Raw genomic sequence first — 26,995 nt, forward strand, 5'->3', positions numbered from 1 at the left:
TGGCCTTGGCTCTGGGATTGGGGACAGTTTTCTTCGGTCTGGGCCAGATGGGGGGTGCAGAGCGCTTGGGGGTGTTTCTGCCGCCTTTGTTTGATTGAGTTCTCCTTGCCCGTGGAGGATCTGGCCCAGTTTGCTCACAATGGCACGGTGAGCCGGCAGTTGGATTTTTATCTGCGGCGGCTTACGCCAGAGCAGCAGGCAGCTTTGGCAGATTTGCTCACACGCGATTTTGATCCCAGCACCTCTGCGCACTACTTTGATTCGAGACCTGAGGCCAGAACAGATCCAACTGGCCTTGTCCGCAGCAGAGGTGCGGAACACTTTCCCGTGAGAAGTGTCTTGAGCTGAGGAGCTGAGAAGAGGGCTGGCTGCTATCTTTGTCGGATGGCCCTCCTTGGTCTTGTTGAATCTCTGCCCATGCTGCTGTTGCTGACCAATCTGATTGCCGTTTTGCTGTTTTTGCTCTGCCCTTAGTGGATGCTGAGTGGATGCTGAGGCGGGAGCTCGGCGGAGCAGGGGTGCTGGCGGGAACCTTTGGCCTCATCGACCCGCAGCAGTTGGGAATCCCGGAGACTTTGGCGGTGGGTTGGATCCCAGGGTTGAGCTGGGCCTGGGTGCTGTTGGCGCTGTTGTCATGTCTGGCTCTGGGGATCAAGGAGCGGCAAGTGCGGGCCCGCTGGCTGTACAGCTTGGGAGTGGTCTGTCTGGTTCTATTTGGGCTGGGCTTGCTCTGGTTTTATGGGGCAGTGGGGGCGGTGAATGGGGCGGCCCTGGCGGAGGGGATCCCGCCGGCTCGGTTGCCGTTGCGGCGGTTCAGCCCTTCTTTGGCTGGCTATGCCAGCTTTGCCTATGCCCTGCTGCTGTTGCTGCTGGGCGGCTGCAGTTGCCGGGAGGAAAAGCTTTGGTGCGGCAGCGGCAGATCATCGTACCCTGAGTGCCTGGGGGCGGCGGTGCGGCAGGGGCGGTGGTGGTGGGGTTGCTGCGGCCCGGCTTAGGCTCCTCGCCCGATTCGCCTTTTTTTGTAAAGCTGAGCACCAAAGTGGACTTGATCACCTCCACCTTTTCATTGCTGCAGGCGGCCTGTGGCCCGGCTATTTCACGGATCCCTTGCAGGCGGCCCAGGTGGAAATGGACTGCGATGAACGCTCAACTTGAGTACCTCTGAGCGGAGATCTCGTTTGCGCTGGCGCTGCGGAGCAATATGGCAACTCTGTTTTGGGCTTTGATCCCGGCTACCCTGCGCTCCACTACCCCTCTGTTGCTCACGGCCTTGGGGGGCATGTACTCCGAACGCAGCGGCGTGGTCAATATTGCCTTGGAGGGGATCATCTTGTTTGGGGCTTTGGCGGCGGCGGTAACCACCCAACGCCTGGAAGCTTCCCTTCTGGCCCAGACTCCAGCAGCTCAGGTGGGTTGGATCCCTTGGGTGGGTTTGTTGGCCGGCGCCTTAGGGGGGGTGGCCATTGCCTTTGTGCATGCGCTGATGTGCATCCGCTACAGAGCCGATCAAATTGTCAGCGGCACTGCCATCAACCTGTTGGCCATGAGCGTGCCTTCGCTGGTGCTGCAATCGTTCTACGGCAACACCACCAACTCTCAAGAAATTGTCAATCGGCTGCCGCTGTGGCATGGGTTTAGCCCCTTGGTGTATCTGGCCTTTCTGTTGGTGCCAATCTCCTGGTGGTTGCTGTTCAAAACACCCTGGGGCTTGCGGCTGCGAGCGGTGGGAGAGCATCCTCAGGCTGCTGCCACCATGGGGGTGGATGTCCTGGGTATGCGCTACGCGGCGGTGCTGCTCTCCGGCCTGTTGGGGGGCCTGGCGGGGGCCTACCTTTCCATTGGCTTTTTGAACCAGTTTGTCCGCAACATGTCAGCAGGAAAGGGCCTTATCGCCTTGGCAGCGATGATCTTCGGCAAGTGGCACCCCTTCGGGATCCTGGGCGCGACGCTGTTGTTTGGGGCCACCGACGCCCTGGCCATTCAACTGCAAGGGGGAGATGTGATGTCGCCCGTGTTGATCCAGGCGTTGCCCTTTGTGTTGACGATGGGGGTTCTATCGGGAATGCAGGGCCGCGCCCGCCGCACTCGTCCGCCGGCTGCCTTGGGCAAAATCTACAGCAACTGAGAAAGAGCCCAGAATTAAGATCCAAGTTGCGGGCTTGGGCAGCAGTTAGTCAGGTGATCGGGGTCGATTGCACATCCCTGGTGGGTGCGCTAGTTCTGGACGCGATTCTCAGTGTGGGCCTGTTGGCTCCCGCCTTGGCAGCCCAGATGAGGCAAAGTCTAGCCGGTAGGGATCCCCATTTGGGTTTATTCTGGACTTAGCCATCTTTCCAGAGTTGCACCTCAGCTTATGCGGGATCCAGAGTCGAAAACGGTTTCACCCCATCGGGATTCTGGCGGTGGCCAACCCTGGAGGCTCTTGTTCCAAGCAGTCGGTAAATCAATCTATGTTATGGGGGGATGAAAACCATGGACATTGATCTCCGTCCGCTGATCGTTCTGTCGCCCATTGTTTTGGTGGTTGCCTGGGCTGCCTACAACATCATCAAGGCTGCCATCAAGGGAGAAGCCAAGCTCTTCGGAGAGAGGGGCAACAACCCCTTCGGCAGAGGCGGGAGCTGAACGTGCGGATCCGGTCACAGCTGGCAGGCTCAGTATGCTAGGCGAAGCAACCCAGGCAGCGGTAACCCCTTCCGAGGGAGCCCGCTCAACATCCGCCGATGTGATTGTCATCGGGGCGGGAGTGGCCGGTTTGGTGTGTGCAAGGCAACTGCTGGGGGCGGGGCTGCGGGTTCTGGTGCTGGAAAAATCGGCGGGCTTGGGCGGGCGCATGGCCACCCGTCGAGTTGAGCACGCTGGGCAAACGGTGCCAGTGGATCATGGGGCTCAATACCTGACTGCCGATTCGGATGGCTTTTATCGCTGGGTGAAGGAGCTGCTGGGCCTGGGGCTGCTGACGGAATGGACGCGCTCGCTGCATGTGCTGGATCGAGAAGGGCTGCGCCCGGAGGATCCCAACGACGAGAAACCACGCTACGCTTGCCCCCAGGGCATGACAATGCTGGCCAAACACTTGGCTGCCCCGCTGTCGGTACACACCCAAACTCGTGTGGTCAGCCTCAAACCTTTGGCAACAAGCTGGCAATTGAGGGCGGAGAACGGCCAATGCTACGAGGCTGCTGCCCTGGTGGCGACAATTCCGGCCCCCCAGTTGCTGCCCCTGCTCCGGGAAGGGATCCCTTCGGCTGAAAACCTGTTGCCTCTGCTGGAATCCGCCCAGTATCAACCCTGCCTTGCGGTTTTGGCGGGCTACTCTGAGCATACGCCGCCTTGGAAGGGGATCAAGTGCTTGGAGGATCCGATGTTGGCCTGGCTGGGACTGGACAGCAGCAAGCTCCGGCCGACGCTCCCGCCTGTGGTGGTCTTGCATGGGGGGGCGGAGTGCTCATCTCTGTACTTGGAGGCCGGCCCCTCTGAGCTGGAAAAGGCCGGTCGAGAATTGCTGGCCCACGCAGCCCAACGGCTGGATCCCTGGTTGGCTTCGCCACAATGGATGCAGGTGCACCGTTGGCGCTACGCTTTGCCTTTGGAAACCACGGGATTGGCCAGCTTAAGCACCCGTGTGCCGGTTTCCGCTGCTGAGGGATTGCCTTTGGTTTGTGCCGGCGATTGGTGCGCCGGAGGGCGCGTAGAGGGGGCTTGGCTCTCAGGACACAATGCCGCCAAAACCTTGCTCGAAATGCTTTCTGGGAAATGAGGGTATGCACAGGCCGACCCGGTCGGCAGGGCAAGTGCCTGACCTGGCGCAGGACAGAGATGACGGCAAGACCACTGGGAGGGTAGGCTGAGGGCCGCTGAGAATTTCCACCCTCTGGGCCGGGGAGTGTGCCAAGCTGAAAGGGTGGATCCCCTGGCAGGTACTCTCCTCTCCATTTATGCCCAGAACCTGCACAATCTACCGTCGGGTGCAATTTGCCGCCAGCCACCGGTACTGGTTGCCCGAGCTCTCAGAAGCCGAGAACTTGGCCCGCTTTGGCCCAAATGCCCGTTTTCCCGGCCATGGCCACAACTATGTGCTGGAGGTGGGCATGAGTGGTGAGGTGGATGACTATGGGATGGTGCTCAACCTCTCGGAGGTGAAGCAGGTGATCCGGCAGCGGGTGATTCAAGATCTCAACTTTGCTTATCTAAATCAAGCTTGGCCGGAGTTTGCCCAAACCTTGCCCACTACCGAGTTTATCGCTTACGTGATTTGGCAACGCCTGGCCGATGCCTTGCCCCTAACCAGCGTCCGTCTGTACGAAGATCCTGAGCTTTGGGCCGAATACCGAGGAGAAGCCATGCAAGCCTACTTGACTGTTGCCACCCATTTCAGCGCCGCCCACCGCTTGGCTCTGGATCACCTGAGTTTTGAAGAAAACAGCGCCATCTACGGCCTCTGTGCCCGTCCCCACGGCCACGGCCACAACTACGGCCTGGAGATCACCGTCAAGGGATCCATCGACCCGCGCACGGGGATGATCGTGGACTTGGCGGCCCTGCAGCGGCTGATCGAGGAGCAGGTGGTGAAGCCGCTGGATCACACCTTTTTGAACAAAGACATTCCCTACTTTGCCCAGGTGGTGCCTACTGCCGAAAACATCGCCCTCTACATCCAGCGGCTGCTGACTCTGCCCCTGCGGGAGCTGGGGGTGCAGTTGCATCGGGTTCGCCTGCAGGAGAGTCCCAACAACAGCAGCGAGGTCTACGGGGAGTTTCCGCTGGAAGAGCTGCTCAACTCCTCAGAAGGACAAGATGTGGCTTCTTCCGCTTCTGGCAGCCGTATTGCCATGCAGGGCTGATGCGGCCATCATGTTGGATCTGGTTAAGCTGAGCGGGCAAATTCCTGCGTTCACCCGGCACCTGCAACAGGAGTCGAAAGCCAGCCAAGAACGCCTCCGCCAAGCCTGGCAAGTTTTCGAGCGCTGGCAGCAGGAGCCGCAGGTTTGGCAGTCCCGCTGGGTGGAGTGGGGATCCCATCTGTCGTTTGTTTGCGCCAGCCCTGCCGAGCCGCCGGAAGCTTGGGGATCCCTGCCCAAGGTTGAACCTCTGCAGGGGCGACACACGGTGGTGGCCACGGATGGATCCCAGATTTTGCCCAGCCATCACGAGATTGCCTATTGCTCGCTGATCAATGTTGGGCGCGTGGTTCTCCACTACGGCACCCAGGAGTGGCCGCTCCTGGACAGCCAGCCCCTGCTGCTATATGGAGATGGGCCCCTTGCCCAGCAAAACCGCTCAGACTCCCCTCTCTCGGAACCGCGGGCAGAAGGGTTGCCGAGGGCCCCCCTTAACCGGCGAGACTCTCGCCCGCAGCGCGCTCCAGGTGAACGCAATCCTACCAGCGGCACGGAGTCCTCGTTGGGGCTGGAAGAGATACTGGCCTTACGACGCTCCCAAGCGGAACTGGAGGAGCTGGCTCGTTTGGCCCTGTCGGTGCCCCGTCGCCGCACCACGCTGGCGCTCCTGGATGGATCCCTAATCCCTTGGGGACTGGAGCCTCTGCCCCAGTCGGCCCGGCGCCCCTGGTTGGATCCCATTCTGGCGACCTTGGAGCGGTTGCGGGCGGCCCGCATTCCTCTCGTAGGTTACATCAGCGCCTCCCGCAGCAGCGAAACCCTCAACTACCTGCGCTTGGGGCTGTGCCCGTACCTGGGCTGTGACTGCTACCGCTACTGTCCCGGCGAGAAGTCTCCTCCCTGCCATCCCTTCGCCCCCCTGGCAGACCGCGTCTTTTGGGGATCCCTGCTGCAGCCGGGAGAGCGCAGCCCCCTTTGGCGCAGCGGCGCCAGCGTGTTGGACGCCTTCGGGGAACACCACGTCCACTGTTGTTACCTCAATGTTGGCGAGGGATCCCTGGGCCAAGCCGAAATTGCTCGCCTGGAGTTTCCCGCTTGGGTGGTCCAGGATGCGGAGTTGCTGCAGCGGGCTCTGGCAGGGGTGCTGAGCCAAGTGCACAAGGGCTTTGGCTACCCCATCGCCTTGGCGGAAGCCCATCATTTGGCGGTGGTGAGAAGCGGGGATCGGCAGCGGTTTTTTGCCTTGATCGAGCAGGAGCTGCTCCGGGCCGGCCTGCGCCACGTGGCCGTCTCCCGCAAGGAAGCCCAGAAGCGGAGTGGCATTGCCTGAACCGACGCCGGGGATCCCTGGCACCCAAGAGAAGGCTGTAGCCTATTGAGGGGATCCCCATTCAACGGCTAGGGTTGCCAAGGTGTCCCAATCCTGTCTCTGTTGCCGACATGACCGACATGATGATCCGAGCCCCTCTGCGCAGCCTCATCTCCCCCCTCACCCACGACCCCCTTTGGTACAAAGATGCAATCATCTACGAGCTGCCGGCACGGGCCTTTTTCGACAGCGACGGCGATGGCGTGGGCGACTTCCAGGGCCTGACCGAAAAGCTGGACTACTTGCAAGAACTGGGGATTACAGCCGTCTGGCTGCTGCCGTTTTTCCCCTCGCCTTTAAAAGATGACGGCTACGACGTTTCTGACTTTACCAGTGTTCACCCTGACTTGGGCACCCTAGAGGACTTCAAGATCTTTCTGGAGGCTGCCCATAAGCGGGGGATCCGCGTCATCATTGAGCTCATCCTCAACCACACTTCGGATCAGCACCCCTGGTTTCAGCGGGCCAGACGAGCTGCCCCCGGCACCCCCGAGCGGGACTTTTACGTTTGGAGCGATACCCCCGAAAAGTACAAAGAGGCCCGCATTATCTTTCAAGACTTTGAAGCCTCCAACTGGACCTGGGATTCAGCGGCCAAGGCCTACTACTGGCACCGCTTTTACTCCCACCAGCCAGATCTCAACTACGACAACCCCGCCGTACAAAAAGCCATGTTCGAGGTGGTGGACTTTTGGCTGAGCTTGGGGGTAGATGGCATGCGGCTGGACGCGGTGCCTTATCTCTACGAGCGGGAGGGCACCACCTGCGAGAGCCTACCGGAGACCCATGCCTTTCTCAAGGCTCTGCGCCGACACATTGACCAAAGGTATCCTGGCCGCATGCTGCTGGCGGAGGCCAACCAGTGGCCAGAAGATGCTGTGGCCTACTTCGGCGATGGGGACGAGTGCCACATGGAGTTCCACTTTCCCCTCATGCCACGGCTGTTTATGGCCATCCAGATGGAGGATCGCTTCCCCATCATTGACATCCTGCAACAAACCCCTCCCATTCCTGAAACCTGCCAGTGGGCCCTCTTCCTGCGCAACCACGACGAGCTCACTCTGGAGATGGTCACTGACGAGGAGCGGGACTACATGTACCAGGTGTACGCCAAGGATCCCAACGCGCGGGTGAACCTGGGGATCCGCCGCCGCTTGGCCCCCCTGCTGGGCAACAGCCGCCGCCGCATCGAGCTGATGAACAGCCTGCTGTTTTCTCTGCCCGGCACGCCGGTCATCTACTACGGGGACGAGATCGGCATGGGGGACAACATCTACCTGGGGGATCGCAATAGCGTGCGCACCCCCATGCAGTGGAGCGCCGACCGCAACGCCGGCTTTTCGCGGGCCAACCCTCAGAAGCTCTACCTGCCCATCGTCATCGACGCCGAGTACCACTACGAAGCTGTCAATGTGGAGGCGCAGCGAAACAACCCCCATTCCCTGTGGTGGACCATGAAGCGGCTCATCGCCGTGCGCAAGCGATTCCAAGCTTTTGGCCGCGGCTCCTTTGAGCTGCTCCACCCAGAAAACCGCAAGGTGCTTGCCTTTGTGCGAGCCTACCGCGGCGAGCGCATCTTGGTGGTGGCCAATCTCTCCCGCTACGCCCAGTGGGTGGGGCTGGATCTATCGCCGTGGGAAGGATTGATCCCGGTGGAGATCTTTGGCCACACCGAGTTTCCCCCTATTGGGCGACTGCCCTATTTCCTAACGCTAGGCCCCCATTCCTTTTACTGGTTTTCCCTTGAGCCCAAAACGGAGACCATCCACCTCAGCCCCAGCAAAGCGGAGGAGCAGGAACGCCTGGTCCCTCTGGTTGTTCAAAGTGGTAGTCCTCTGGTTGTTCAAAGTGGTAGTTGGGACAGTCTCTTGCAAGGGGAAAGCCAAAAGCAGCTGGAGGCAGTCTTGGCGGACTACCTCTACCGCTGTCGTTGGTTTGGCTCCCAAAACCGCCAGCTCCAGGCGATCCATATCCTGCAGGCTATCCCCTGCCGCCGAGAAGAGGAGTCCTTGCTGGGCAGCCAGATCTTGCTTCTCCAGGCCGAGTTTATCGAGGGCGATACGCAGCTCTACTCTCTCCCTGTGGGCTATGCCACCCAAGAAGCAGCCGTACACCTGCGCCTAGAGATGCCCCAGGCGGTCATCCTCCCTGTGCAAGTGGCCGGAGGGCCGGCGGGAGTAATTTTCAACGCTCTGGCTGACAAAAGCTTCTTGCTGCGGCTGCTGCAGCTAATTGCCCAGCAGGGCCGCCTGCGTCACCGTCAGGGAGAGCTCTGGGCCACTAGCTTTGCTGCCCTTGAGCATGACCTGGAACCCCGCCTCCTCAAGGCGGAGCAGAGCTACACCTCCGTTGTCTATGGCAACCACTACCTCCTCAAGCTCTACCACCGGGTGGCCGAGGGGGTAAACCCAGAGCTGGAGATAGGCCGCTACCTGCTGGAGCACCATCCCCAGGTGCGCGTGCCACGGCTGCTGGGATCCCTGGAGTATCGCCGTCGTCGTGGGGCACGCGGGTTTGATCCCGCCGATCAACCCATCACCCTGGCCATTTTGCAGGAGTACGTCCCCAACGAGGGAGATGCCTGGCACTATACCCTAGACAGCCTGGGGCAATTTTTCGAGGCGGTGCTGGTTCACCACCAAGAGGAGGATCCCGTGCCCGTTCCGCAGGGATCCTTCTTGGAGCTTTCCCAACAGCCCTTGCCGGAGCTGGCCTACGCCACCATCGGCAGCTACCTAGAATCGGTGCGGATCTTGGCCAAGCGCACCGCCGAGCTGCACATCGCCCTGGCTGCCGATACGGAGAACAAAGACTTTGCCCCAGAGCCTTTCTCCAGCCTGTACCAGCGCTCCATCTATCAATCGATGCGCAACTTGGTGGGGCAGGTGTTTCCGCTGCTGTTCGCGTCAGCGGGACGGAGTCCTTATAAGCAGCTCCCCAAGCTGCCGGAAGCAGAGGCCAACTTGGCTCGGGCTGTTTGCGACCAAGAAGGGGAAATCATGAGCCGCTTCCGCCTGATCCTGGAGCGGAAGATCACCGCCCTGCGTACCCGCTGCCACGGGGATTATCACCTGGGCCAGGTGCTGTTTACCGGCAAAGACTTTGTCATCATCGACTTTGAAGGGGAGCCGGCCCGCTCTTTGGGCGAACGGCGTCTCAAGCGTTGCCCCTTACGGGATGTGGCGGGGATGCTGCGATCCTTCCACTATGCTGTCCACACAGCTTTGCGCCAGCAACTGGAGAGCGGCTTGGTCTGCGCCGACCACTGCCCCAACATGATGCGGTGGGCCCAGTTTTGGCACCGCTGGGTCTGCGCGGGCTTTTTGGCCGAATATCTGCAGGTGGCTTCCCAAGCGGCTTTTTTGCCCCGCAGCCTGCAAGAGATAGAGGTGTTGTTGGACGCCTATCTGCTGGAAAAAGCCATTTACGAGCTGGGCTATGAGTTGAACCACCGCCCCGAGTGGGTGGAGATTCCCCTGCGCGGGATCTTGCAACTGCTGGGCATTTCCACCAAGGTTTAGGGGATCCTGTCGGCAGGCCATTTGGGGTGAGCGACTGGGGGACAAACATGTGTGGACGGTTTAGCCTGGCAGTGGCCCCAGAAGTGCTGAGGCAGCATTTCGGCTTGCCGGTGGCAGCCCAAGAAAGGGCAGCTGTCCCCCGGTATAACATCGCTCCTTCTCAGCCGGTGCTGGCGGTGGTGGCGGGATCCCTTCAGCGCAAGGCAACCCATTTTCGCTGGGGCTTGATCCCCAGCTGGAGCCGAGCTCCTCAGGCCGGCTGGATCAATGCCCGAGCTGAGACAGTAGCTGAGAAGCCTTCTTTCCGCGAAGCTTTCCGCCGTCGTCGCTGCTTGATCCCGGCCGATGGCTTCTACGAGTGGGCCGACCAGGGTACAGGCAAGAAGGGCAGACAACCCTACTGGTTTCACCTGCTGGATCGACCGGTATTTGCCTTTGCCGGGATTTGGGAACGCTGGCGCAGCCCAGAGGGGGTGGAGGTGGAAACCTGTGCCATCCTCAACACTGCCGCCAACCGTCTGATGCAGCTTTTTCACGAGCGGATGCCCGTGATTTTGACGGAAAACGACTACGACCTCTGGCTGGATCCCCAGGTGCAGGATCCCAAGCTGCTTTTGCCCTTGCTCCGCCCCTACCCAGCAGAAGCCATGGCGGCTTATCCGGTCAGCACCTATGTGAACAACCCCCGCCACGAGGATCCCGCTTGCCGTGCTCCTATCGGAGAAGCAGTGCAGGGATCCAGCCTCAGCGAGCCCGCTGGTAGCGCATCCCCGGCAGTTGTACCAGCCAGCCTTCCAATTCCATAAGCAGCAGGGTACTGGAAAGGGTGGCAATATCCATCTGGCTAGCCTGGGCCAGGGCATCGAGGCTGAGGATGCCCTCCCCTAGCAGCTGCCAGAGCAGTTGCTGTTGGGGATCGCTGGGGCCAGTGGACGAGGGCTGCTTTAGCACAGGGGATCCCTGGAGGAGGCCCAAGTCTTTCAACAGCTCCTCGATCCCCAGGATCATGCCGGCGCCGTCGCGGATGAGCTGCAGGCAGCCGCGGGCTGCTGCCGTGTCGATGTTCCCCGGCAGGGCATACACTTCCCGACCGTAGTGGTTGGCCAGGTGAGCAGTAATTAGCGCTCCCGAGGTTTCCGGAGCCTCCATCACCAAAGTGGCGCGGCAGAGGCCGGCAATGATGCGGTTGCGCTGGGGAAAATGCTCCTTGGCCGGTGGCGTGCCGGGGGGATATTCGCTGAGGATGGCCCCTTGGGCCAGGATGCGCCGGTAGAGAGCTTGATGGTGAGCTGGGTAAACTTTGTCCACCCCCGTTCCCACCACGGCCACCGTCTTGCCGCCGGCATCCAGACAGGCCTGGTGGGCAATGCCGTCGATCCCCGTTGCCAGCCCCGAGACCACCACACAGCCAGCTTCCGCCAGGGCAGCGCTGACTTTCTGGGTCCACTGTCGACCGTAGGCCGTAGGGGCGCGGGTGCCGACGATGGCAATAGCCGGCTGTTGCCAATTGGGACATTCTCCTAGGGCATAGAGAATGGGCGGGGGATCTGGCACCTCCCACAGCAGCGGCGGATAGTCCGGATCTGCAGGCGTGAGAAAGGGGATCCCCGCTTTGAGGGTTTCCTCCAGGATCTGCTCGGGATCAAGGCCAGGACGGGCAGAGACAATAGCCTGGGCCAGGGTGGGGCCAATGCCTTCCACCTGCCGCAGGGCCGGGGCATCCGCTTGCCAAGCCCGCTCCAGGGATCCAAAAAACTCCGCCAGCCGCTTGAGCCGGTGGGGGCCAATCCCTTTGATGCGGGCCCAAGCTAGCCAGTAGGGCCGCTCCCGTTCTTCATGGCCTGGCCCACGGGAAGGCTCCCTCTTGCCAACAGGATCTGAAGGGGAAAGGGGAAAAGACAATTTAGCTCTGCGCAGTAGTGGCTGTACCTTAAATGATTGGCAAAAGGAACGCTTGGCAAAAAAGCAGGAGATGGGTAGATGTCAGGGTTGGATCCCGCCGGTAACCTTCAAGGATCAAGGCAGCTGCGGTTTGGGCGGATGCGCCAAGCTTGGGTGTGGGGGGCCTATCCCCTGCTGTGGCTGTTGACCTGGGTGGGATCCCGCTCGGCCCAGCCCCAGTTTTTGGGGATCCCGGCCTGGTATTGGCTGGCGGGATTGGCTGTCCTGCTGTTGGTACCTCTTAACTTCTACATTGTGCGCGTTTGCTGGCCGAGAGGCGGAGATGAGTAACACGGTTTTGAGTCTGGGTGTGGTGGGGGCATACTTGCTGCTGCTGGCGGCCATTGGCTTCTGGAGCTATCGCCACAGCGGCCAGGATCCGGTGAGCTATTTTTTGGCAGGGCGGGGGTTGGGATCCCTGGCTCTAACCTTGACGACGCTGGCGACGCTGCTCAGTGCCTTTACCTTCATTGGGGTGCCAGCGGATGCCTATACCCACGGCCTAGGGATCTTCCTGGGGGTGGGAGTGACCACCGCCTTCATTTCGGGGCTGTTTTTGTGGGTGGGCTACCGGGTATGGCTAGCAGCCCAACACTTTGGCTTCATCACCCCTTCCGAGTTTTTCGGCCACCGCTTCAACAGCCCTCTTTTGGCTCTACTCTACTGCCTTAGCGCCCTGACGTTTACCGCCCCCTACATCAGCATCCAGATCATTGGCGGAGCCCGCACCCTGGCGGCGGTGTTGGGGGAGGGGATCCCCTACTGGCCCTTGGCGGTGGTGGTGGCGCTGGTGATCTTGGGGTATGTGCTCTTTGGCGGATCCCAGGCGGTGGTCTGGACGGATGTGGTGCAGGGGATCATCTTGATTCTGGGGATGGGGGTGGCCTTTGTTGCCCTAGCCTTGGGGGTGGAGGAGGCTGCCGGGCAGTTGGATCCCTGGCTGAGCTTGCCCGGCCCCAATGGGCGCTGGAGCTGGCAGGGGCTATTTGGCAACCAGTTGCTGTTTTTCATGGCCACGCCCCTTTTCCCGCAATTTTTCCAGCGCTTCTACATGGCCAAAAGTGCCCGGCCCTTCCAGACCCTGATGGTAGTCTGGCCGCTGCTGATTCTGCTGGTCTTTTTCCCAGCAGCTCTGCTGGGGGTTTGGGGCCGCCTGGCTTTTCCCAGCCTGGAGAAAACGGATCAGATTATGCCCATGATGTTGCAAACCCTGCCCAGCGGCGTAGCAGCGGTGGTGATTACGGCGGCCCTGGCTGCTCTCATGTCTACAGCTGACTCCCAGCTTCTCACCGCCAGCTCCCTAGTGACGCGGGATCTGGTGGTTACCTTCTTCAGGCGCCAGCTTTCCCCCCACCAAGAAGAGTTGCTAGGCCGCTGGGTGGTGCTGGGGATCGGCCTAGCTTCCTTTGTGATTGCTCTTAACCCGCCGGGGCTGATTGTGGAGATTGCCACCTGGAGCTTTCAGGGCAACGCCATGCTGTTCCCTGTCTTAATTGCCGGCCTGTACTGGAAGCGGGCTACCCGCGCTGGGGCAGTAGCCGGGGCCCTCGTCTCCAGCGGCCTTACCCTAGGGTGGCTAGCGGGCCTGTTGCCCAAAGCTTGGACAGGGGGCTGGTTACCCGTAATCCCGGCAGTGGTGATCGGCAGTGGGGTGTTAATTGGCGTAAGCTTGCTTACCCAGCCGCCCAAGGAGCAGGTGACCGCCTACTACGAGGAAGGGCCTTGGGGAGAGTAGGTTATTCTTTATCGATCAGCTCAATCAACGCTTTTCCAGGTCTGCCGGTAGCCAGCCAGCTTGAGCCAGGCCGTTGAGAAATGCGAAAGTCCCTCCTAGAAAAAGCAAGCCCATCAGGCCCGCCAAGGGGTTGCCACCAATCCCCGTTAGCCACGCTGGCGCCCTGCCGGTGTAGTCTATCCAGGCCAAGTTGTTGACCCAGGCCATGCCCCATACCCAACCCGCGTGCAGCCCTAGGCTAAGGCCCAGCTTGTTTTGGTTCCAGACCCTCGCCTGCACCAGCAGCAGCCCCATCAGCCACAGTCCGGGAAATTGCGGCCAGGTGGCGAGAATCTCAGGCAAAGGCTTCAGGAAATGGGCCATAGCAAACAGGAAGCTGGATCCCCACACCGCAGTGCTGCAACCGTAGTCCAGCAGCATCTCCTGCAGCAGCCAGCCGCGAAAAAACAGCTCCTCCGCCAGCGCCACCCCCAAGCCCAAAAGCAACCCCAGCAACCCATAGACCAGCAGGGATCCCCCTCCTACCGCCCTCCAACTCAGCCAACCCAGGGATCCCTCCAGGCCAAACAGCAGGAAAAGCCCGCCCACACCTATCCCCAGGCCCCAGAGGATCCCGCCCCGACAGGCCCAACTGCTATCTAGCCCATAGGCAGCAAATCCAGATCCCCACAGCCCCAGCCAGACCAGCAGCAAGGCATACAGGGGCAGCCACAGGTACTCCCGTCGTTCAGGAAGAAGCCAACTCCCCAGCCCGAGCAACGGCAGCCAGGCCAAGAGCGGGATCGCCAAGAAAAGCAGCAGACGCAGCAGAAATGGACAAGCCCTCAGCTTGGAGATCGGCAGGCCCATCCAACCCGCCCCGCCTAGCGTTCCGGCTCAATGGAACTGGTCAGGCCATGTTGCCGCAACTGTTCGCAGTAAAACTCCGCATGCTCCCGCGGCACCACGATCACCACAGCAACGCCGTTGTGGTGGGCTTCCAGCATGATCTCAGTGGCTTGCGGCGGCATCATCGCCGGGATCACCTTCACCAGCACCTGAACCACGTACTCCATGGTGTTGACATCGTCGTTGTGCAGCAACACCCGGTACATGGGCATGTGCTTCGGGGTTACAGAAGGCTTGACCAGAGTCTCCGTAGCCACGACGATCCCTCCTTCGGCAGGGTCAACAAGAAGTCTAAGGAACGCAAAACCGCAAAAATGGGGCAAAAGCAGGAAAAACTGTAATGAAATTTTAGCCTTCTCAGCAAGCTCTGTGAAAAGGCCGTGGGGAACCTGGGCGCAGGGGTCAGAGCCGTTAAACCAACCCTAACCCAGCCTTCACCTGCCCACAACCTCAGCTTGGGGGCAAAAGTGCTTGACTAAAAAGGCGATTGGCCTTTGTTGCGGATCCCTTTACATTTGCCTGCGTCCCTGAGGTGGGTCTCATGAGTTCCCTGCGTTCCCGTCGCTTTTTCCTGCAACTGCTTATGTTTGGAGGTGGGGCAGCCGCCCTGGCTGCCTGTGGAGGCACCTCCAGTTCCTCCATTCCCCCCCTGGGAGAGCCTGGATTTCCCCAAGGGGTATTTGCCGGGGATCCCACCTCGGAAGGGGCGGTGCTTTCCACGCGGGTGATCCCGGCCAGCGCGACAGATACGGTTGCGGTGACGTTGCAGGTGGCCGAGAATTCCGACTTCAATCCCATCCTGCAACAAGTTCCCCTCACCGCTCGCCGTGTGGCGGGTCGCAACTACCGCACCGAACCGGGCGACTACATTGCCCGCGCCGTCGTCACTGGGCTAAGGCCAGCGCAGCGCTACTTCTACCGGTTTGTCAGCGAGGGGTTTACCAGCCCTGTAGGCCAGTTTCGCACCCTGCCAGCTCCTGGGGATGGACGACCCATTCGCTTCTTACACATCAGTTGTGCCAACGAGCCTCCCTTTCCTATTGGGGCAGCCATGCTGGCAGAAGTCAGCCGCGGCGATATCGATTTCATTTCCTTTAACGGCGACACTGTCTACGCCGATCGCTTCTGGCTGGAGTTAGATCCCATCGGCAATCTGGAGTTCTACCGCAGCCTCTATCGGGATCAGCGGGATCCCAACTATGCCGGGCGGGAGTTCGCGCAACTGTTTGGCCGGACTTCCTTTGTTGTCAACTGGGACGATCACGAGGTGATTGACAACTACAGTGGCCAGAAGGCCCGCGGTGGCCGGGCCACTCAGCTGAACGACACCACCGGGCAAACCCGCGATGTGGAAGATCTCAAGGTGCTCGGCTACCAAGCCTTTTTTGAATACAACCCCATTACCCCCAACCTGACAGATGTGGCCGGTGTGGATAGCCGGGATCGGCTGTTTCGCAGCTTCCGCTACGGGGCCAATGCCGAAGTCTTTATCCTGGATCTGCGCCAGTACCGGGATTTGGCGGCGGTCACCCCCATTTTTGCCCATTTTGCCCCCCGGCCTGACCCGTCAGCGTTTTTTGGAGCTGGCCGGCATTCGCCTCACGCCCGAACAGGAAACCCTTTTCTTCGGCCCACCCGGCTCCGAGCAAGCCCTGTTTAACCTGCTGCGCCGCACGCCCCGTACCCTCTTGGGCAATCCGCAGAAGCAGTGGCTGTTCAACGGCCTGCGCAACTCCACCGCCACCTACAAGTTCATCGTCAGCGAGTTTCCCATCACGGTGACCTACTTCCGCTCCAACGATGTTTGGGAAGGCTACTGGCTGGAGCGGCAGGAAGTCATTGACTTTATTGAGAGCAACAACATCCGCAACGTGGTGTTCCTGACGGGCAACAACCACGCCGGCTTCATCGGCCAGGTCAACCCCGGCAGCAGCAACCCTATCTGGGAGGTGTGGACCGGCCCCACCGGGCGGAGCGTTACGGCCCTGAGCATTGACGAGCTGGGCAATCAACTGGGGATCCCCAATGCCAGCCGCCTGTATTACCGGATTGTGAACGGCTTTTTGGCACCGGTGAACCCGGCCAATCCCCAGGTGAGCGGGATCCCAGGGGTAACGACGGGCAACTTGCGCTTTTTGGAGCTGGCGGTGCCCAACTACAACGTTATTGAAGTCTCCGGCAGCCGCTGCACCATTCAAATCAAAGGCCCTACCGGCAGTGTTTTGACGGATCCCTTAGGGCGAAGGGGGGAACTGAATTTGCCGCAATGAGAAGTCGGCCAGACCGATGCGGGAGCTTCGCCGGATTTCTGGTCAGAATTGAGGGATCCCTGCTCTACTCGGGATCCCTTTTTTTGTAACTCTTTTTCGCGATTTTCAGCATGAGATTCTTAAGATCCTTAACGTGATCTGAATCATTCGGGAGAAACGGATCTGGGTGCTAGAGTGTGGGCGTTGAGGTGGATCCCTGTAGAAAATCTATTCTTTCTCCGTTTTTCAGTAGGGAGGGCAGTCTTATGGCTTCGGTGCGGGGCTGGTTGATGGCAAGCTTAATAGGGGCAGCCACGGTTGTTGGGGGCGCTGCCGCTTGGGCTCAGAGCCGTAGTTTGTGGCTTTTTAATGGACAATCGACCGTAGTTACAGGCTATTTCTACCGAGGTGAAAACATCTGGGCGCAGTGCGACCAGGATTGCTTCGATGTGGATCTGGTGCTTTACGATGCCAGCGGTCAGGTGGTGGCTGCAGACGAACTGTTGGACGATTTCCCCATCGTGCAGGCGCCCTACGAGGGCAACTTTTCTGTCAAGGTGATCATGGCTAGCTGTCTCCACCCCAGTGGTTGTGCTGTGATCGTAGACTCGGACTACAGCTTCTAGAAGGGTGCTGGCTGTCCTCACTTCGTCGCCACTGCTTGGGAAACCGATTCAGTAGCCTAGGCTGCTTTGTGAGCAGCTTCCTGGACTTTGGCGTGGGTAAACTTGCTCAGGCCGTGGATGGTCTTTTCCCAGTAGAAGGGCTTGGTGAAAAGCTGCCACAGAGCCATGTAAGCTGCCATAGAGTGCAGTTGCCAGTAGATGGGGTTGAGCAGGGCATAGAAGGCCAGATCGTAGTACCCTCGCCGGAAAACGGCCACCAAGTTGAGGTAAATCCCAATGGCATTGCCCACCAGGAGGTTAAACAAGCCCAGATAAACCAGCCAACTGGGGAAAATGTTTTGCAGCCAATGGGCGCGGGTGAGCAGCCAGTAGAAAAAGAGCAGCCACATAATGGGGCTGGTGAGGAAGGTGAAGAAGCTGCCCCCGATGAAAAATTGGTAGGCCAGCCAGTTTTTGAGGCCCAGTTTGCGCAACGAGCGCAGGGGGTGGCGGTTGTGGACTAGCCAAGTCTGCATGTAGCCCTTAATCCAGCGAGAGCGCTGCCGGATCCAGTTTTTAACGGCGCAGTTGGCCTCTTCATAAGTGGTGGAGTTGATCACCCCCACCGTATAGCCGTGCTGGCTGGCGCGGATGCCCAAGTCGGCGTCTTCAGTGACGTTGAACGGATCCCATCCCTGCAGCTCCCGCAGGCGGTCAGTGCGAAAGTGGTTGCTGGTGCCACCCAAGGGGATGGGCATTCTGAGAGTTTCCAAACCCGGCAGAAGGTAATCAAACCAATAGGAATACTCCAGGGTGAACATGCGGGTGAGGAAGTTCTCGTTGCGGTTGAAGTAGTTGAGGGCGGCCTGGACGCAGACCAAGCTGGGATCCCCTTTCTGGAAGGCCACAACCGCCTTTTTCAGTTGATCGGGGTCGGGGATATCTTCGGCGTCGTAGATGGTCAAGTATTCGCCGCGGGCAAAGGCCAGTCCATAGTTACAGGCTTTGGGCTTGGTCTTGGGTTTGCTGTCGGGCACCAACAGCAGGCGCACGTAGCGGGGGGGCTTGGCAGCTCGAGCTGCCTCAATGGTGTCTCGGTCGTTTTCCTCCAACAGAATAAGCACATCCAACCGCTCGTGGGGGTAATCCAGCTTAGAGAGAGACTTGATCAAAATTGGCATCACTTCCGGTTCTTTGTAGACCGGCACCAGGATGGTATAGATAGGCAAGTCGCGATCATCCAAAGCGGCTACTTCCTCATCGGTAATCTGGTGGAAGCGATCGGCGGATCCCACTAGGCTGAGCAGCAGTTTGAACAGGATCGAAGCGACGTAAAAAAGATTGATCAGCAGCACCAAAATGGTCAGAGTCGTCCAGGGAGCAGTGGCCAACCCCAATAGAAATAGCAGCAGCAGGCCGTAGCCCACTGCAATCTGAGAAGGAGTAAACACCCGCGAGGCCGATTCCTCCGGCAGGCGGGCCATCAGCTTGTACACAGCTTCTTGGCTCAGCTTAGGTCCTTGATCCTGGCTGAGAAGCTGCGTGATATCCTGCTCGGTGCCCAGAACTTTTTCAATACGCAAGCCTGGCCGCCAAGCGTAGAGGATCTCATCCACCGCCCAGTCCAGGGGGTCATTCACCATCACCATCAGAGCATTTTCATCTGCCCAGGCTAGGGGGTAGAACAGGTGGCGCATCATCAGCTCAGGATCAAGCTGTTGGCTCAGATTCTCCTCCCGATGAAGCAGCCCCGTTCCCATCAGTTGCGAGACCGTTGGGTAGCCCAGCAAATGGGCTAGGATGCTGAGATACTCGGGGGTGGAGAGGTAGCTCAGCCGGGTCAGCACCTGCCCCAGGCTGGAGCCGGTGCGGCGGCGGATCTCCAAAGCCTGCTGCCACTGCTCTAAGGTAAGACGGCTGCCCAGCAGATCGGCGGCCAGCTTGCGTTCAATGAGGGCGGTCAGAATCTGTTTTTCGGTGGCCGGGATCTCCCAAATCCGATCGGCTTCGGGGCAGAGGCGCTTGACATTTTGCCAGACAATGGGATGGCCCGGCTCCTCGGTAGCAACCACTACGGTTTGCGGGTCGAGCCAGCCACAGGGCAGAAAGCGCACCGGCACCAGATCGATAGGCTCGATCAGCCAAGGCAGCTCTAGGTCGAGGGGATGCTCGAGCAACCAGCTCCTCAGCTTGGGCCGCTCCAAGATCTGACAGCAGAGGCGAGCAAACTGACGGGGGTGCATTACCCTCAAGCTCCAGAGGGCCCGCGGCAGGGAACAAGCAGCTTGTTTTTGATAGCGATAAGCCTTTGCCAACTGCTCCTGGGTTAGACAGCCTGTGCGCACCAACCAGTATTCGATCAGCGTTAACATAAGCTCAAAATCAGGTTAATTCTAGGCGAATCTTAGGTTCTCGCTTGGCTTAAGAGGGGGTTGGCGGCTCAGGTCGCCGGGCCAAACGTCGATAGGTGTCCCATGCCCCCACAGCCAGCAGGATGGCCAGCAAAAGCACCAGCCAAAAGCGGTACTGCCACAAAAGGAGCTGCCAGTTGAGGCGACCGCGGTAGCGCACTCGATAGCCCGACGGGGTGAGATCCCAGCTCTGTACTTGGGTGAGATCGGGGGCAGCGGCATAGGCGGTGAGCACGTTTCCCTGTAGCTGGTTGGCCAGGCGGGTGCGCGGATCGGCAAGGCCGCGGCTGAGGCGTTCTGCCAAAGCCGGGTCAGATCCCCACCAGGAAAGCCAAAGGTTCGGCTTACCTTTCAGGAGAAAGTACTGCAAAAGGCCGAGGTTTTCTTGAGGCTGAGCGGCCAAGGCCACCTGCTGGTTGAGGGGATTGATGATTTCAAACTGGGATCCCAGCCGGATGGGGCTATTAAGCTCCACCTGATCTGGCCCAGCCACGATCACCTGCCAGGCAAAGTTCCCCGTCTCCAGGTTGGCTTCCTCTTTGGGCAAAACCTCAAGGGTGGGCAGCAGGGGTCGGGCAGCCAGCCGGCTGAGGGCACCGACCAGGTAGGCGGCAGCCGGCAGCAGTTGGGGATCCCCCAACCCAACCCGTCCGGATCCCTGCAGCACCGCCGGGATCTCCTGCAGCTCGCCGCTAGGGGCTTGGTAGCCGCTCCAGAGAAGGCCAGAGCTATCGGAACGCACTTGCAAAGTCAGCGGGGTCAGGGATCCCTGGCAATTACCGGGGCTGGCGCCATAGTCAAAGCGGAGCTCCAGTTGATTAAAGCGGCGCAGCAGGCGGGTGGGCAGGATTACGGTCTCGTTGAGCTGGGTGCGCCCGGTTAGGTTGTAGGTGCGCAACAGAACGCCATTCAAGAACACGTAGCCGGTGAGGCGATCCCCCACTCGGCCATCCACCGGGTTCATAATGACGTCTAGTTGCGCCGCCAGATCCCGCGGCCGCCCCCCCAATTGGGACAGGTTGAAGTTGAAGACCAAAGACTGGCTGCCAAACCCCCGCAACATGGGATCCACGATCCCCAGCTCTCGCAGGCTGAGGCGGTTGGCCCTGAGCGCTCTCTCCAGATCCGCCACCCTTGTCACCTGGATGCCGCGGCTGACCAGCCCCGCCCGCTTCCATTCTTCATAGAGAGCAAGAATAGCTTCCCGGCGGGCGGCCACTCGCAGGCGGGATCCCTCTGGGGTAATTTGATGCTGCAAGTGGGGGGTGAAATTGGCCGGCTCTAAGATCACCTGTGCCCCCTGCTTCGGACGGTTGCTCCACAGGATGGGCGTTTGCGGAAACAGGTGAGAAAGGAGGCTGTACAGCCACAGAGCTGCTTCCGCCGTCTCAGAGGAAGGATTGGCCGGCACTACCAAAGTAACCTGAGGATACAGCCGGCCCAGAAAACCGGCCACCGTGGCATCAGGAACGAGGGGCGCCAGCTCAAAGAAACTGTCCCGCCCCACCGTCAGCAGCAGGTTGCCGGTATTCAAGTCGGCACAGATGTCGTCGGTAATGCTCAAAAAAGGCTGCACCGATAGGGTGATGAAGCGCTCGCTCCACGCCAAGCTGGGGATGGGCACCCGCACCACCGGCTCCTGCCGCAGATCTTGCACCAGGAAGATACCCGCCAGCTCGTCATTGATCAGCACCCGCACCGTGGACGTAGGTTTCAACACCGGCGAGGGATCCAGGCGCAACTGCACAAAGCTGGCCTCGGGGTCAAGGCCGTTGAGGGGGGCAGGGACAGTAACATCCAGGCGCGGGTTAGCTCCTTGCAGCAGCACCGAGCGGTCGTAGCCCAGCCTTTGCAGAGAAATGACTTCCGCTGCCTGGGCAGCCGTTGGCCCGCAACACCAAAGCAAACCGGCAACCCACAAAGCCCACTGTCTTGCCTTCTGCATCACCTTGACCCCCTCTTGCTTATCCCTCACTTGTCTAGTGCAGGCAAGCCCCTTGGCCCACCTGACCCAAGTTTGCCCGACATGCAGAAATCTGTAAGCTTTCGGGGTCTGTACGCACAAATCGTGGATTCGGATGCCCAGGGGATCCCTCTACTGGCGGGCGTAGTCGTCCTCAAAGCGCACGATGTCGTCTTCCCCGAGGTATTCCCCGTTTTGCACCTCGATCAACACCAAGGGAAGGGTGCCGGGGTTTTCCAGGCGGTGCTTGGTGCAGGGGGGAATGTAAGTGGACTCGTTGGAGCTCAGCAGCATCACCTCTTCTCCACGGGTCACTTTCGCTGTGCCCCTGACCACGATCCAGTGCTCGCTGCGGTGGTAGTGCATCTGCAGGCTGAGCCGATGGCCAGGCTTCACCTCGATGCGCTTGATCTTGTACATCGGGCCTTCATCCAAAACCCAGAAGGATCCCCAAGGACGGGTTTCTGCTTGAGAGGGTACCAGCTCAAGCGCTGGAACTGCTGCATCATTCACGCCCCGCACAGCCTGCAACATAAGATCATGTCCTTGCAAAGTCGTCCCCATCCTCTCTCAGAATCCGAGAACCCCTCATCGACAATCTGGCTGAATTGGCCTACGCCAAAACTCGTAGATAAAGTCTCTCAGGCCAGGGAATGCTAATCTAGCCCTGTGTCCAGTTCCCAGACACGTCAGCCCATCCCCATACTTTTTCTGAAACTTGTTCTCATCAGACAACTCTTAAGGCTTGATTCGCTGTTGAATGAGTTGCCTTCTAACTTCTTGAAGTCGTTAAAGCAACCCATGTTTCTCACCAAGCTCAGGGCTTTCTTGCGGCTCTTCGGGTCTACCGGGATCCTGTTTCTGCTGCTGGCTAGCCTTCTGTGGGGTTTGAAGGAAGGCTGGGGCTGGGTGAGCTTGGAGATGCAGTTTCTCGGCTACAAGGGATCCGTGGCGGCCTTGGGGCCGGATCCGCGCCTGCCCATTGTGGGCACCACCTTTCCTCCCTTGCTGGTGCTGGCTACGGCCATTCTGGGACAATCCCCGCTGTTGTTGCAGACTGTCTTCGGCTCTCTGGTGCTGGGCTGGGTGTGGCGGCAGTTACGCCGTTTGCCGGTGGAGGTGGGATGGTGCTGGCTGTGGGGTTTGTTGATGGTGGTGCAGCCGGCTTTGATCTTGATGCTGCTGCGCAGCCCTGTTTGGACAGCCACAGCAGGGTTGGTGGGGGTGAACATGGCCCTGCTGTTTCCCTTGAGTAAAGAGGAGCAGGCCAGGGCAGAGACTGGGGCGGATCCTGGCGAGCTGCCCGTTGCGCTGCGGCTGCTGCTCATTGGGCTGGCGCTGGGGCCCCTGATGGTGCTGCGTTGGGAAAGTGGGTGGCTGCTGCCCTGGGTGGCAGGGATGCTGCTGTTGGCTTTTCGCAAACAGTCCTGGGGTTTCCGGCTGACGGCGGTGCTGGTGGCGGGGTTTATCAGCCTGGCCCTGATGTTGAGCTGGCTGTACGTGAACTGGCTGTCGGCAGGGGATCCCTGGGCTTTCACCTACCAGGTGGGCAGCGGTCTGCGGCTGCCGCAATTGCGGGAAGACTTGCAGCAGGCGGGTGGCTGGCGGGGGGTGCTGGAGGCTGGGAAATGGCTGGCGGTGCTGGCCCCTGCCTATCTGCTGTTGGGGCTGGGATCCCTGCTGGGCCGAGGCCCGGGTCGCTGGGTATGGGCTCTGGTCTGGGGGATGCCGCTGGTCATCCTGCTGGCTTCTCTAGGGCAGGGGCTGTTTTTGCGGGAGCTGAGCCGCTTTGGCCTTTTCTGGGTGCCGCTGCCTTTGCTGATGGGCGCCTACTTGTGTCGCGGAGCCGGCCCCGGCTGGGCTAAGCGCCTGTTGATCACTGCCCTCTTGGGGTTGAACTGCCTCACTGCCGGTTATGGGGTGAGCCAAGAGCCGGGTTTCCTCATGCCCCTGGTGGCCGAGGAGCGGGATCTCTGGGAGCGGCTGGTGGCAGGGGTAGTGCCCCTTAGTGGCGAGTTGGAAGCTGCCCAAAACCTGTATGAAGTAACCTCTGCTGGGCAAGCCCTAGAAGACTGGCGGAGGCTGCGGCAGGAAAAGCGCCAGGTTGGGCAGTATCTCTATCGCCACCTGTTGCCCGGGCGAAAAGTGCTGGTGGACGACGACATCCACTTTGAGGCTATCTTTTGGGCAAGGGATCCCCGCTCTTTCCTTACTCCTCACCAGTACGAGTTTGCCCTGGCCCTTCAGCATCCCCAGGAAAGGGTGGACTACCTCTTGGTAGCGGGGCTGGCGGATCCCTTGCGGAGCGCCGATCGCATCCTGCAATTTTGGCCTGAGCTCAATTTTGAGGGGCTGCCGGGCTTCAGGGAGGTTTATAGCTCCCCCCAAGTGCGGCTGTGGGCTCGCCAACACCAAGAGGAACCGCAGGAGGAGAGGAGATGAAAAGGAGACGATCCTGGCAGCGGCGACAGGTGCTGCAAGCGCGCGGAGCGCTGCTGGCTGCCTATGGGGTTGCCGGCTGTGGCCAGGAGTTTTTGAGTCAGCAGGGGAGTCGCAGCCCGGAAAATGCCGAGACGGGAAGCATGAACTTGTCAGAGCTGCTGGCCCGCTGGCAGGTGGGCATTGGCGAGGATCCCGGTCGCTTCCTCTGGGAAATCGAGTCGGATCCGCAGGTGGCGGCAGTGGCGCAGGGGTGGGATCCCCATTTCCTGAGCGGCTGGCTGAACAGCTTTGATCACCGCCAGGGGGATCTCTCCTTTTGGCGCAACTGGCACCAGGCCGGGCTTTTGCGGCAGTGGTTTGAGCGGGGCTATACCCTCCACATCATCACCTGGGAAGACGACACCCACCGCCCCTGCGGCGACTACCACATCTCCAGGCAGTTTGTCCAGGATGTAGCCGAATTGGCCGGCTATATCGCTCAAGCCAACCCCCAAGGCCGCCCTACCTATTGGAGCCTGGCCACGGAGTTCTCCTATTGGCGGATCCCAGCAGATACCTACAACGCCGACACTGCTTTCTACTACCAAGCCCTAATGCGCAATGTCCTCACAGCCCGCCAAGCCATCAAGGAGCGGCTGCCGGCAGCCGAAGTAGCCCTGTGCTGGGGGGGCTGGATTGCCACCTTTGACGACCCTTCCCGGGGGGCAGGCCGCAGCATGGTGGAGCCCTTTGCCGAGACCCTGAGCCGGATGGACGGGATCGCCTTCCAGTCGATGCGCCAGCGGCGGCCAGGGGAGTTTAACCCAGAGCTGAACGGCCCGGATCCCGGTAACCCGGAGCAGATCCGCCTCTGTTGCCGCCTGTTTTCCCCCATCCACCCCAACCTGATGTTGGCCCACTACGAGCCATCGATTAAGGACAAGCACCCCAGCGGCGGACGGGCCGACACCGTCCATACAGACTTTCAGCTCATGAGCCAGCCGGAGTGGCTGCAGGAAGTGTCTCAACTGGGGCTGCGGCACCTGTCCTTGATGCACTACGGCCTGTATAAGGGGGATCCCTTCGGAGCGCTGACCGCCGCTCGCCAATTCCGGGCACAGGTGGGCCTACCGGCTGCCACCTCATAGTTAGCAGTCGTTCCAAAGCCGGTTTTGTCCCGGATCTTGGCCCAGAGCTTGATCCTGGGGATACAATCCCCCTGAAACTGCCGGGATCCCCCTGCCATGAAGAAGCCTAGATTTCCATGGGCAAGCCTGCTGGTGAGTCTGGTGGTCAGCACAATGCCGCCGGAGCAGCTGGCCTGGGCGGGCTGCGGCTTTCCCCGCGGTGCAGGCAAGACTTTCTTTTCGCTGCAGCCGGAGGTCTATCGGCCTCGCACCCGCTTTGATCAGGGGGGACGCCTGCAGCCGGCCCTTTCGGAGTACGGAGAAACCCGCCTCAACCTTTTCGCCGAGACTGGCCTTAGCGATCAGCTCACTCTCAACCTCAACACCAGCTACGTTTTCATCGAAAATCGCTTTGCCAGCGGGGCTGACACCGTTACCCAGCGCAACCAGGGCCTGCGGGATCTGGAACTGGGCCTGCGCCATACTTGGGGGAACGGGGATCCCTTCTTCTCGGCTCAGCTAACGGCCTTGATCCCGCCCGGATATGCCACCCAAGACATTCCCCTGCCCTTGGGGTACGGTGTTTTCGGCTATGATCTCAAAGTTGGGGCGGCAGCCAATACCCAGTTGGGATCCCTGCCCGCCTTTTTCGACTCCTGCCTCACGTTCCGAGATTACTTGGGCTATCCCGGGGATCGGGTCAAGGCCAACCTGACCTTCGGGGCAGACCTGACTCCTGAGCTGCAGGCCATCCTGGCCCTGGATGGGGATTTTACGTTGGGCAACGGCGCGCCTTTGTTGTTCGGGGATTTGGCCGTTCAGGATCCCGACTACGACAACCTCAAGCTTTCGGGCCAGCTCAACTGGCGGTTGGAGGGAGGGTTAACGCTGGGCTTGGGAGGGTTTCAATTCTTGACCGGCCGCAACACCAATGCCGGCGGCGGCTTTACCGGCTATGTGTGGCTAAGTTACTGAAACCAAACAAAATGTTGCAGGATATCCCCTACGGTAACAGGGATCCGCAGGGGCAGATCTAGGATGAGTCTTGGCAAACTACGGCCCGGAGAACGGATCCCATGTCTCGATTTGAGAACCTCATTGCCGCCATCGATGGCAGCGGCCCCACTGAGCAAATGGTGCATACCCTTCTGTCTCTGCCGGCCTTTGCCCAGTGCCACGTGACATTGCTGCATGCGGTGCCTTCCCAGACCTCTGCCGAGGAGATGCGGGCTGCCTGGCAAAAGGGGCAGGAACTGCTGGCCCAAACCCTGCAGACTTTCCCCCCCCGCCCAGGGCTAAAGATCAGCACGCAACTGGTGGAAGGGGATCCCAAGGTGGTGGTGCTGCAGGTGGCCGAGTCCCTGCCCAATCCGCTGATTGTCATGGGATCCCGGGGGCGCAACCGCATCATGGCCATTTTGCAGAACTCGGTGAGCCAATATGTGTTCCAGCTCGCCTCCTGCCCAATGCTGCTGGTCAAAGACGACGCCTACGTCAAATACCCCAGCCATGTCATGGTGGCCCTCAACAACTCCCCCGCTGCCCAGGCCGCCTTTGCCACGGCCCTTGACTTGATCTCCGGCATTCAAGGGGCCCAGATCTTCCTGGCCTCTGTGCAGTTGGATGCCGACAACCCAGGTAGAGATGAGGCCCTAGATCGGGCAATCGATACCCTCAAAAACCGGCAAATCGGCCACCAAGTGTTAACTGCCGTCGGGGATCCGGGCACAGAAATTGTCCGCTTAGCCGCCGAGAGCAACGCCGATCTGCTGGTGATGGGATCCCCTGACCGCCGACCTACCATTGCCCGCAGCATTCCCGATTTGGATCGGCTGTTGGGGCGTTCCATCTCTGACTATGTGCGGGTTCACATCGGCTGCCCCGTGCTGATGGTGCGTTCCGTCCAAGACAGCGACTGAGCCAG

The 26,995-nt window shown here is 60.2% G+C and carries 24 protein-coding genes; 18 read left to right on the forward strand and 6 right to left on the reverse strand.

Going from position 1 to position 26,995, the window contains the following annotated elements:
* Nucleotides 1–111: 111 nt before the first annotated feature.
* The 9 genes from NW805_RS00935 (at nucleotide 112) to NW805_RS00975 (ending at nucleotide 10,537) form a co-directional block, all read left to right on the forward strand.
* Entirely contained in the window at nucleotides 112–348 is a 237-nt protein-coding gene (locus tag NW805_RS00935; RefSeq protein WP_414407962.1) for an alpha/beta hydrolase, read from the forward strand.
* Nucleotides 349–488: 140 nt separating this feature from the next.
* Nucleotides 489–995: a hypothetical protein gene (locus NW805_RS00940; protein ID WP_414421354.1), complete on the forward strand. Its 507-nt coding sequence runs from the start codon at nucleotides 489–491 to the stop codon at nucleotides 993–995.
* Between the two features lie 206 nt (nucleotides 996–1,201).
* The gene (locus NW805_RS00945; protein ID WP_414421355.1) at nucleotides 1,202–2,125 is read left to right on the forward strand and encodes an ABC transporter permease; all 924 of its coding nucleotides are present in this window, start codon (nucleotides 1,202–1,204) and stop codon (nucleotides 2,123–2,125) included.
* A 347-nt stretch (nucleotides 2,126–2,472) separates the two neighbouring features.
* Nucleotides 2,473–2,625 (forward strand): photosystem II protein Y, encoded by a 153-nt coding sequence (locus NW805_RS00950; protein WP_414330801.1) that lies wholly within the window; start codon nucleotides 2,473–2,475, stop codon nucleotides 2,623–2,625.
* A 34-nt stretch (nucleotides 2,626–2,659) separates the two neighbouring features.
* A complete protein-coding gene (locus tag NW805_RS00955; protein ID WP_414421356.1) occupies nucleotides 2,660–3,760 on the forward strand; it encodes an NAD(P)/FAD-dependent oxidoreductase in 1,101 nt (366 codons plus the stop codon).
* A 178-nt stretch (nucleotides 3,761–3,938) separates the two neighbouring features.
* The gene (locus tag NW805_RS00960) at nucleotides 3,939–4,844 is read left to right on the forward strand and encodes a 6-carboxytetrahydropterin synthase (RefSeq protein WP_414421357.1); all 906 of its coding nucleotides are present in this window, start codon (nucleotides 3,939–3,941) and stop codon (nucleotides 4,842–4,844) included.
* A 10-nt stretch (nucleotides 4,845–4,854) separates the two neighbouring features.
* A complete protein-coding gene (locus NW805_RS00965; RefSeq protein ID WP_414421358.1) occupies nucleotides 4,855–6,171 on the forward strand; it encodes a DNA double-strand break repair nuclease NurA in 1,317 nt (438 codons plus the stop codon).
* A gap of 119 nt (nucleotides 6,172–6,290) precedes the next feature.
* The gene (treS, locus tag NW805_RS00970) at nucleotides 6,291–9,731 is read left to right on the forward strand and encodes a maltose alpha-D-glucosyltransferase (protein WP_414421359.1); all 3,441 of its coding nucleotides are present in this window, start codon (nucleotides 6,291–6,293) and stop codon (nucleotides 9,729–9,731) included.
* A 47-nt stretch (nucleotides 9,732–9,778) separates the two neighbouring features.
* Nucleotides 9,779–10,537: an SOS response-associated peptidase gene (locus NW805_RS00975; RefSeq protein ID WP_414421360.1), complete on the forward strand. Its 759-nt coding sequence runs from the start codon at nucleotides 9,779–9,781 to the stop codon at nucleotides 10,535–10,537.
* On the opposite strand, the gene dprA is transcribed toward NW805_RS00975, so the two are convergent.
* Nucleotides 10,476–11,633, reverse strand: coding sequence for a DNA-processing protein DprA (gene dprA / locus NW805_RS00980; RefSeq protein WP_011432322.1), 1,158 nt, complete (start codon nucleotides 11,631–11,633; stop codon nucleotides 10,476–10,478). The genes NW805_RS00975 and dprA overlap by 62 nt on opposite strands.
* Nucleotides 11,634–11,771: 138 nt before the next feature.
* On the opposite strand from dprA, the gene NW805_RS00985 reads away from it, so the two are divergent.
* Both NW805_RS00985 and NW805_RS00990 read left to right on the forward strand, forming a co-directional pair.
* Nucleotides 11,772–11,963, forward strand: coding sequence for a hypothetical protein (locus NW805_RS00985; protein WP_238376882.1), 192 nt, complete (start codon nucleotides 11,772–11,774; stop codon nucleotides 11,961–11,963).
* Entirely contained in the window at nucleotides 11,956–13,407 is a 1,452-nt protein-coding gene (locus NW805_RS00990) for a sodium:solute symporter family protein (RefSeq protein WP_414407933.1), read from the forward strand. Before NW805_RS00985 ends, NW805_RS00990 begins: the two co-directional genes overlap by 8 nt.
* Before the next feature lie 24 nt (nucleotides 13,408–13,431).
* Here the strand turns inward: NW805_RS00990 and NW805_RS00995 are convergent, their stop codons facing one another.
* Nucleotides 13,432–14,256: a lysostaphin resistance A-like protein gene (locus NW805_RS00995; protein ID WP_414421361.1), complete on the reverse strand. Its 825-nt coding sequence runs from the start codon at nucleotides 14,254–14,256 to the stop codon at nucleotides 13,432–13,434.
* Between the two features lie 14 nt (nucleotides 14,257–14,270).
* Nucleotides 14,271–14,552, reverse strand: a complete 282-nt coding sequence (gene clpS, locus NW805_RS01000; RefSeq protein WP_011432326.1) for an ATP-dependent Clp protease adapter ClpS — start codon at nucleotides 14,550–14,552, stop codon at nucleotides 14,271–14,273.
* A 284-nt stretch (nucleotides 14,553–14,836) separates the two neighbouring features.
* Between clpS and NW805_RS01005 the strand changes: the two genes are divergently transcribed.
* The 3 genes from NW805_RS01005 to NW805_RS01015 all read left to right on the forward strand — a co-directional run bounded on the left by NW805_RS01005 (nucleotide 14,837) and on the right by NW805_RS01015 (nucleotide 17,170).
* Entirely contained in the window at nucleotides 14,837–15,955 is a 1,119-nt protein-coding gene (locus tag NW805_RS01005; protein ID WP_414421362.1) for an alkaline phosphatase D family protein, read from the forward strand.
* Nucleotides 15,840–16,565 carry an alkaline phosphatase D family protein gene (locus NW805_RS01010; RefSeq protein ID WP_414421482.1) on the forward strand — a complete coding sequence of 242 codons (726 nt, stop codon included), beginning with the start codon at nucleotides 15,840–15,842 and terminating at the stop codon, nucleotides 16,563–16,565. Before NW805_RS01005 ends, NW805_RS01010 begins: the two co-directional genes overlap by 116 nt.
* Before the next feature lie 245 nt (nucleotides 16,566–16,810).
* Nucleotides 16,811–17,170 (forward strand): hypothetical protein, encoded by a 360-nt coding sequence (locus NW805_RS01015; protein WP_414407935.1) that lies wholly within the window; start codon nucleotides 16,811–16,813, stop codon nucleotides 17,168–17,170.
* A 56-nt stretch (nucleotides 17,171–17,226) separates the two neighbouring features.
* Here NW805_RS01015 and NW805_RS01020 read toward each other — a convergent pair whose 3' ends face one another.
* The 3 genes from NW805_RS01020 to NW805_RS01030 form a co-directional block, all read right to left on the reverse strand.
* On the reverse strand, nucleotides 17,227–19,521 hold the full coding sequence (locus NW805_RS01020) for a glycosyltransferase family 2 protein (RefSeq protein ID WP_414421363.1): 2,295 nt from the start codon (nucleotides 19,519–19,521) through the stop codon (nucleotides 17,227–17,229).
* Between the two features lie 49 nt (nucleotides 19,522–19,570).
* Nucleotides 19,571–21,505 carry a cellulose biosynthesis cyclic di-GMP-binding regulatory protein BcsB gene (locus NW805_RS01025; protein WP_414421364.1) on the reverse strand — a complete coding sequence of 645 codons (1,935 nt, stop codon included), beginning with the start codon at nucleotides 21,503–21,505 and terminating at the stop codon, nucleotides 19,571–19,573.
* 150 nt (nucleotides 21,506–21,655) lie between these two features.
* Nucleotides 21,656–22,057 carry a cupin domain-containing protein gene (locus tag NW805_RS01030; RefSeq protein ID WP_414356659.1) on the reverse strand — a complete coding sequence of 134 codons (402 nt, stop codon included), beginning with the start codon at nucleotides 22,055–22,057 and terminating at the stop codon, nucleotides 21,656–21,658.
* Between the two features lie 267 nt (nucleotides 22,058–22,324).
* Here NW805_RS01030 and NW805_RS01035 point away from each other — a divergent pair, with 267 nt between their 5' ends.
* The 4 genes from NW805_RS01035 to NW805_RS01050 all read left to right on the forward strand — a co-directional run bounded on the left by NW805_RS01035 (nucleotide 22,325) and on the right by NW805_RS01050 (nucleotide 26,990).
* Complete coding sequence (locus tag NW805_RS01035) at nucleotides 22,325–23,965, forward strand: hypothetical protein (protein WP_414421365.1); 1,641 nt, start codon at nucleotides 22,325–22,327, stop codon at nucleotides 23,963–23,965.
* Nucleotides 23,962–25,092 carry a hypothetical protein gene (locus tag NW805_RS01040; protein ID WP_414421366.1) on the forward strand — a complete coding sequence of 377 codons (1,131 nt, stop codon included), beginning with the start codon at nucleotides 23,962–23,964 and terminating at the stop codon, nucleotides 25,090–25,092. The genes NW805_RS01035 and NW805_RS01040 overlap by 4 nt, the downstream gene beginning before the upstream one ends.
* Nucleotides 25,093–25,224: 132 nt before the next feature.
* Nucleotides 25,225–26,046, forward strand: coding sequence for a hypothetical protein (locus tag NW805_RS01045; protein WP_414421367.1), 822 nt, complete (start codon nucleotides 25,225–25,227; stop codon nucleotides 26,044–26,046).
* Between the two features lie 101 nt (nucleotides 26,047–26,147).
* On the forward strand, nucleotides 26,148–26,990 hold the full coding sequence (locus NW805_RS01050; RefSeq protein ID WP_414382364.1) for a universal stress protein: 843 nt from the start codon (nucleotides 26,148–26,150) through the stop codon (nucleotides 26,988–26,990).
* Nucleotides 26,991–26,995: the final 5 nt, after the last annotated feature.

Source organism: Synechococcus sp. W60.1 (genome assembly GCF_047461575.1).
Classification (GTDB): Bacteria; Cyanobacteriota; Cyanobacteriia; order Thermostichales; family Thermostichaceae; genus Thermostichus.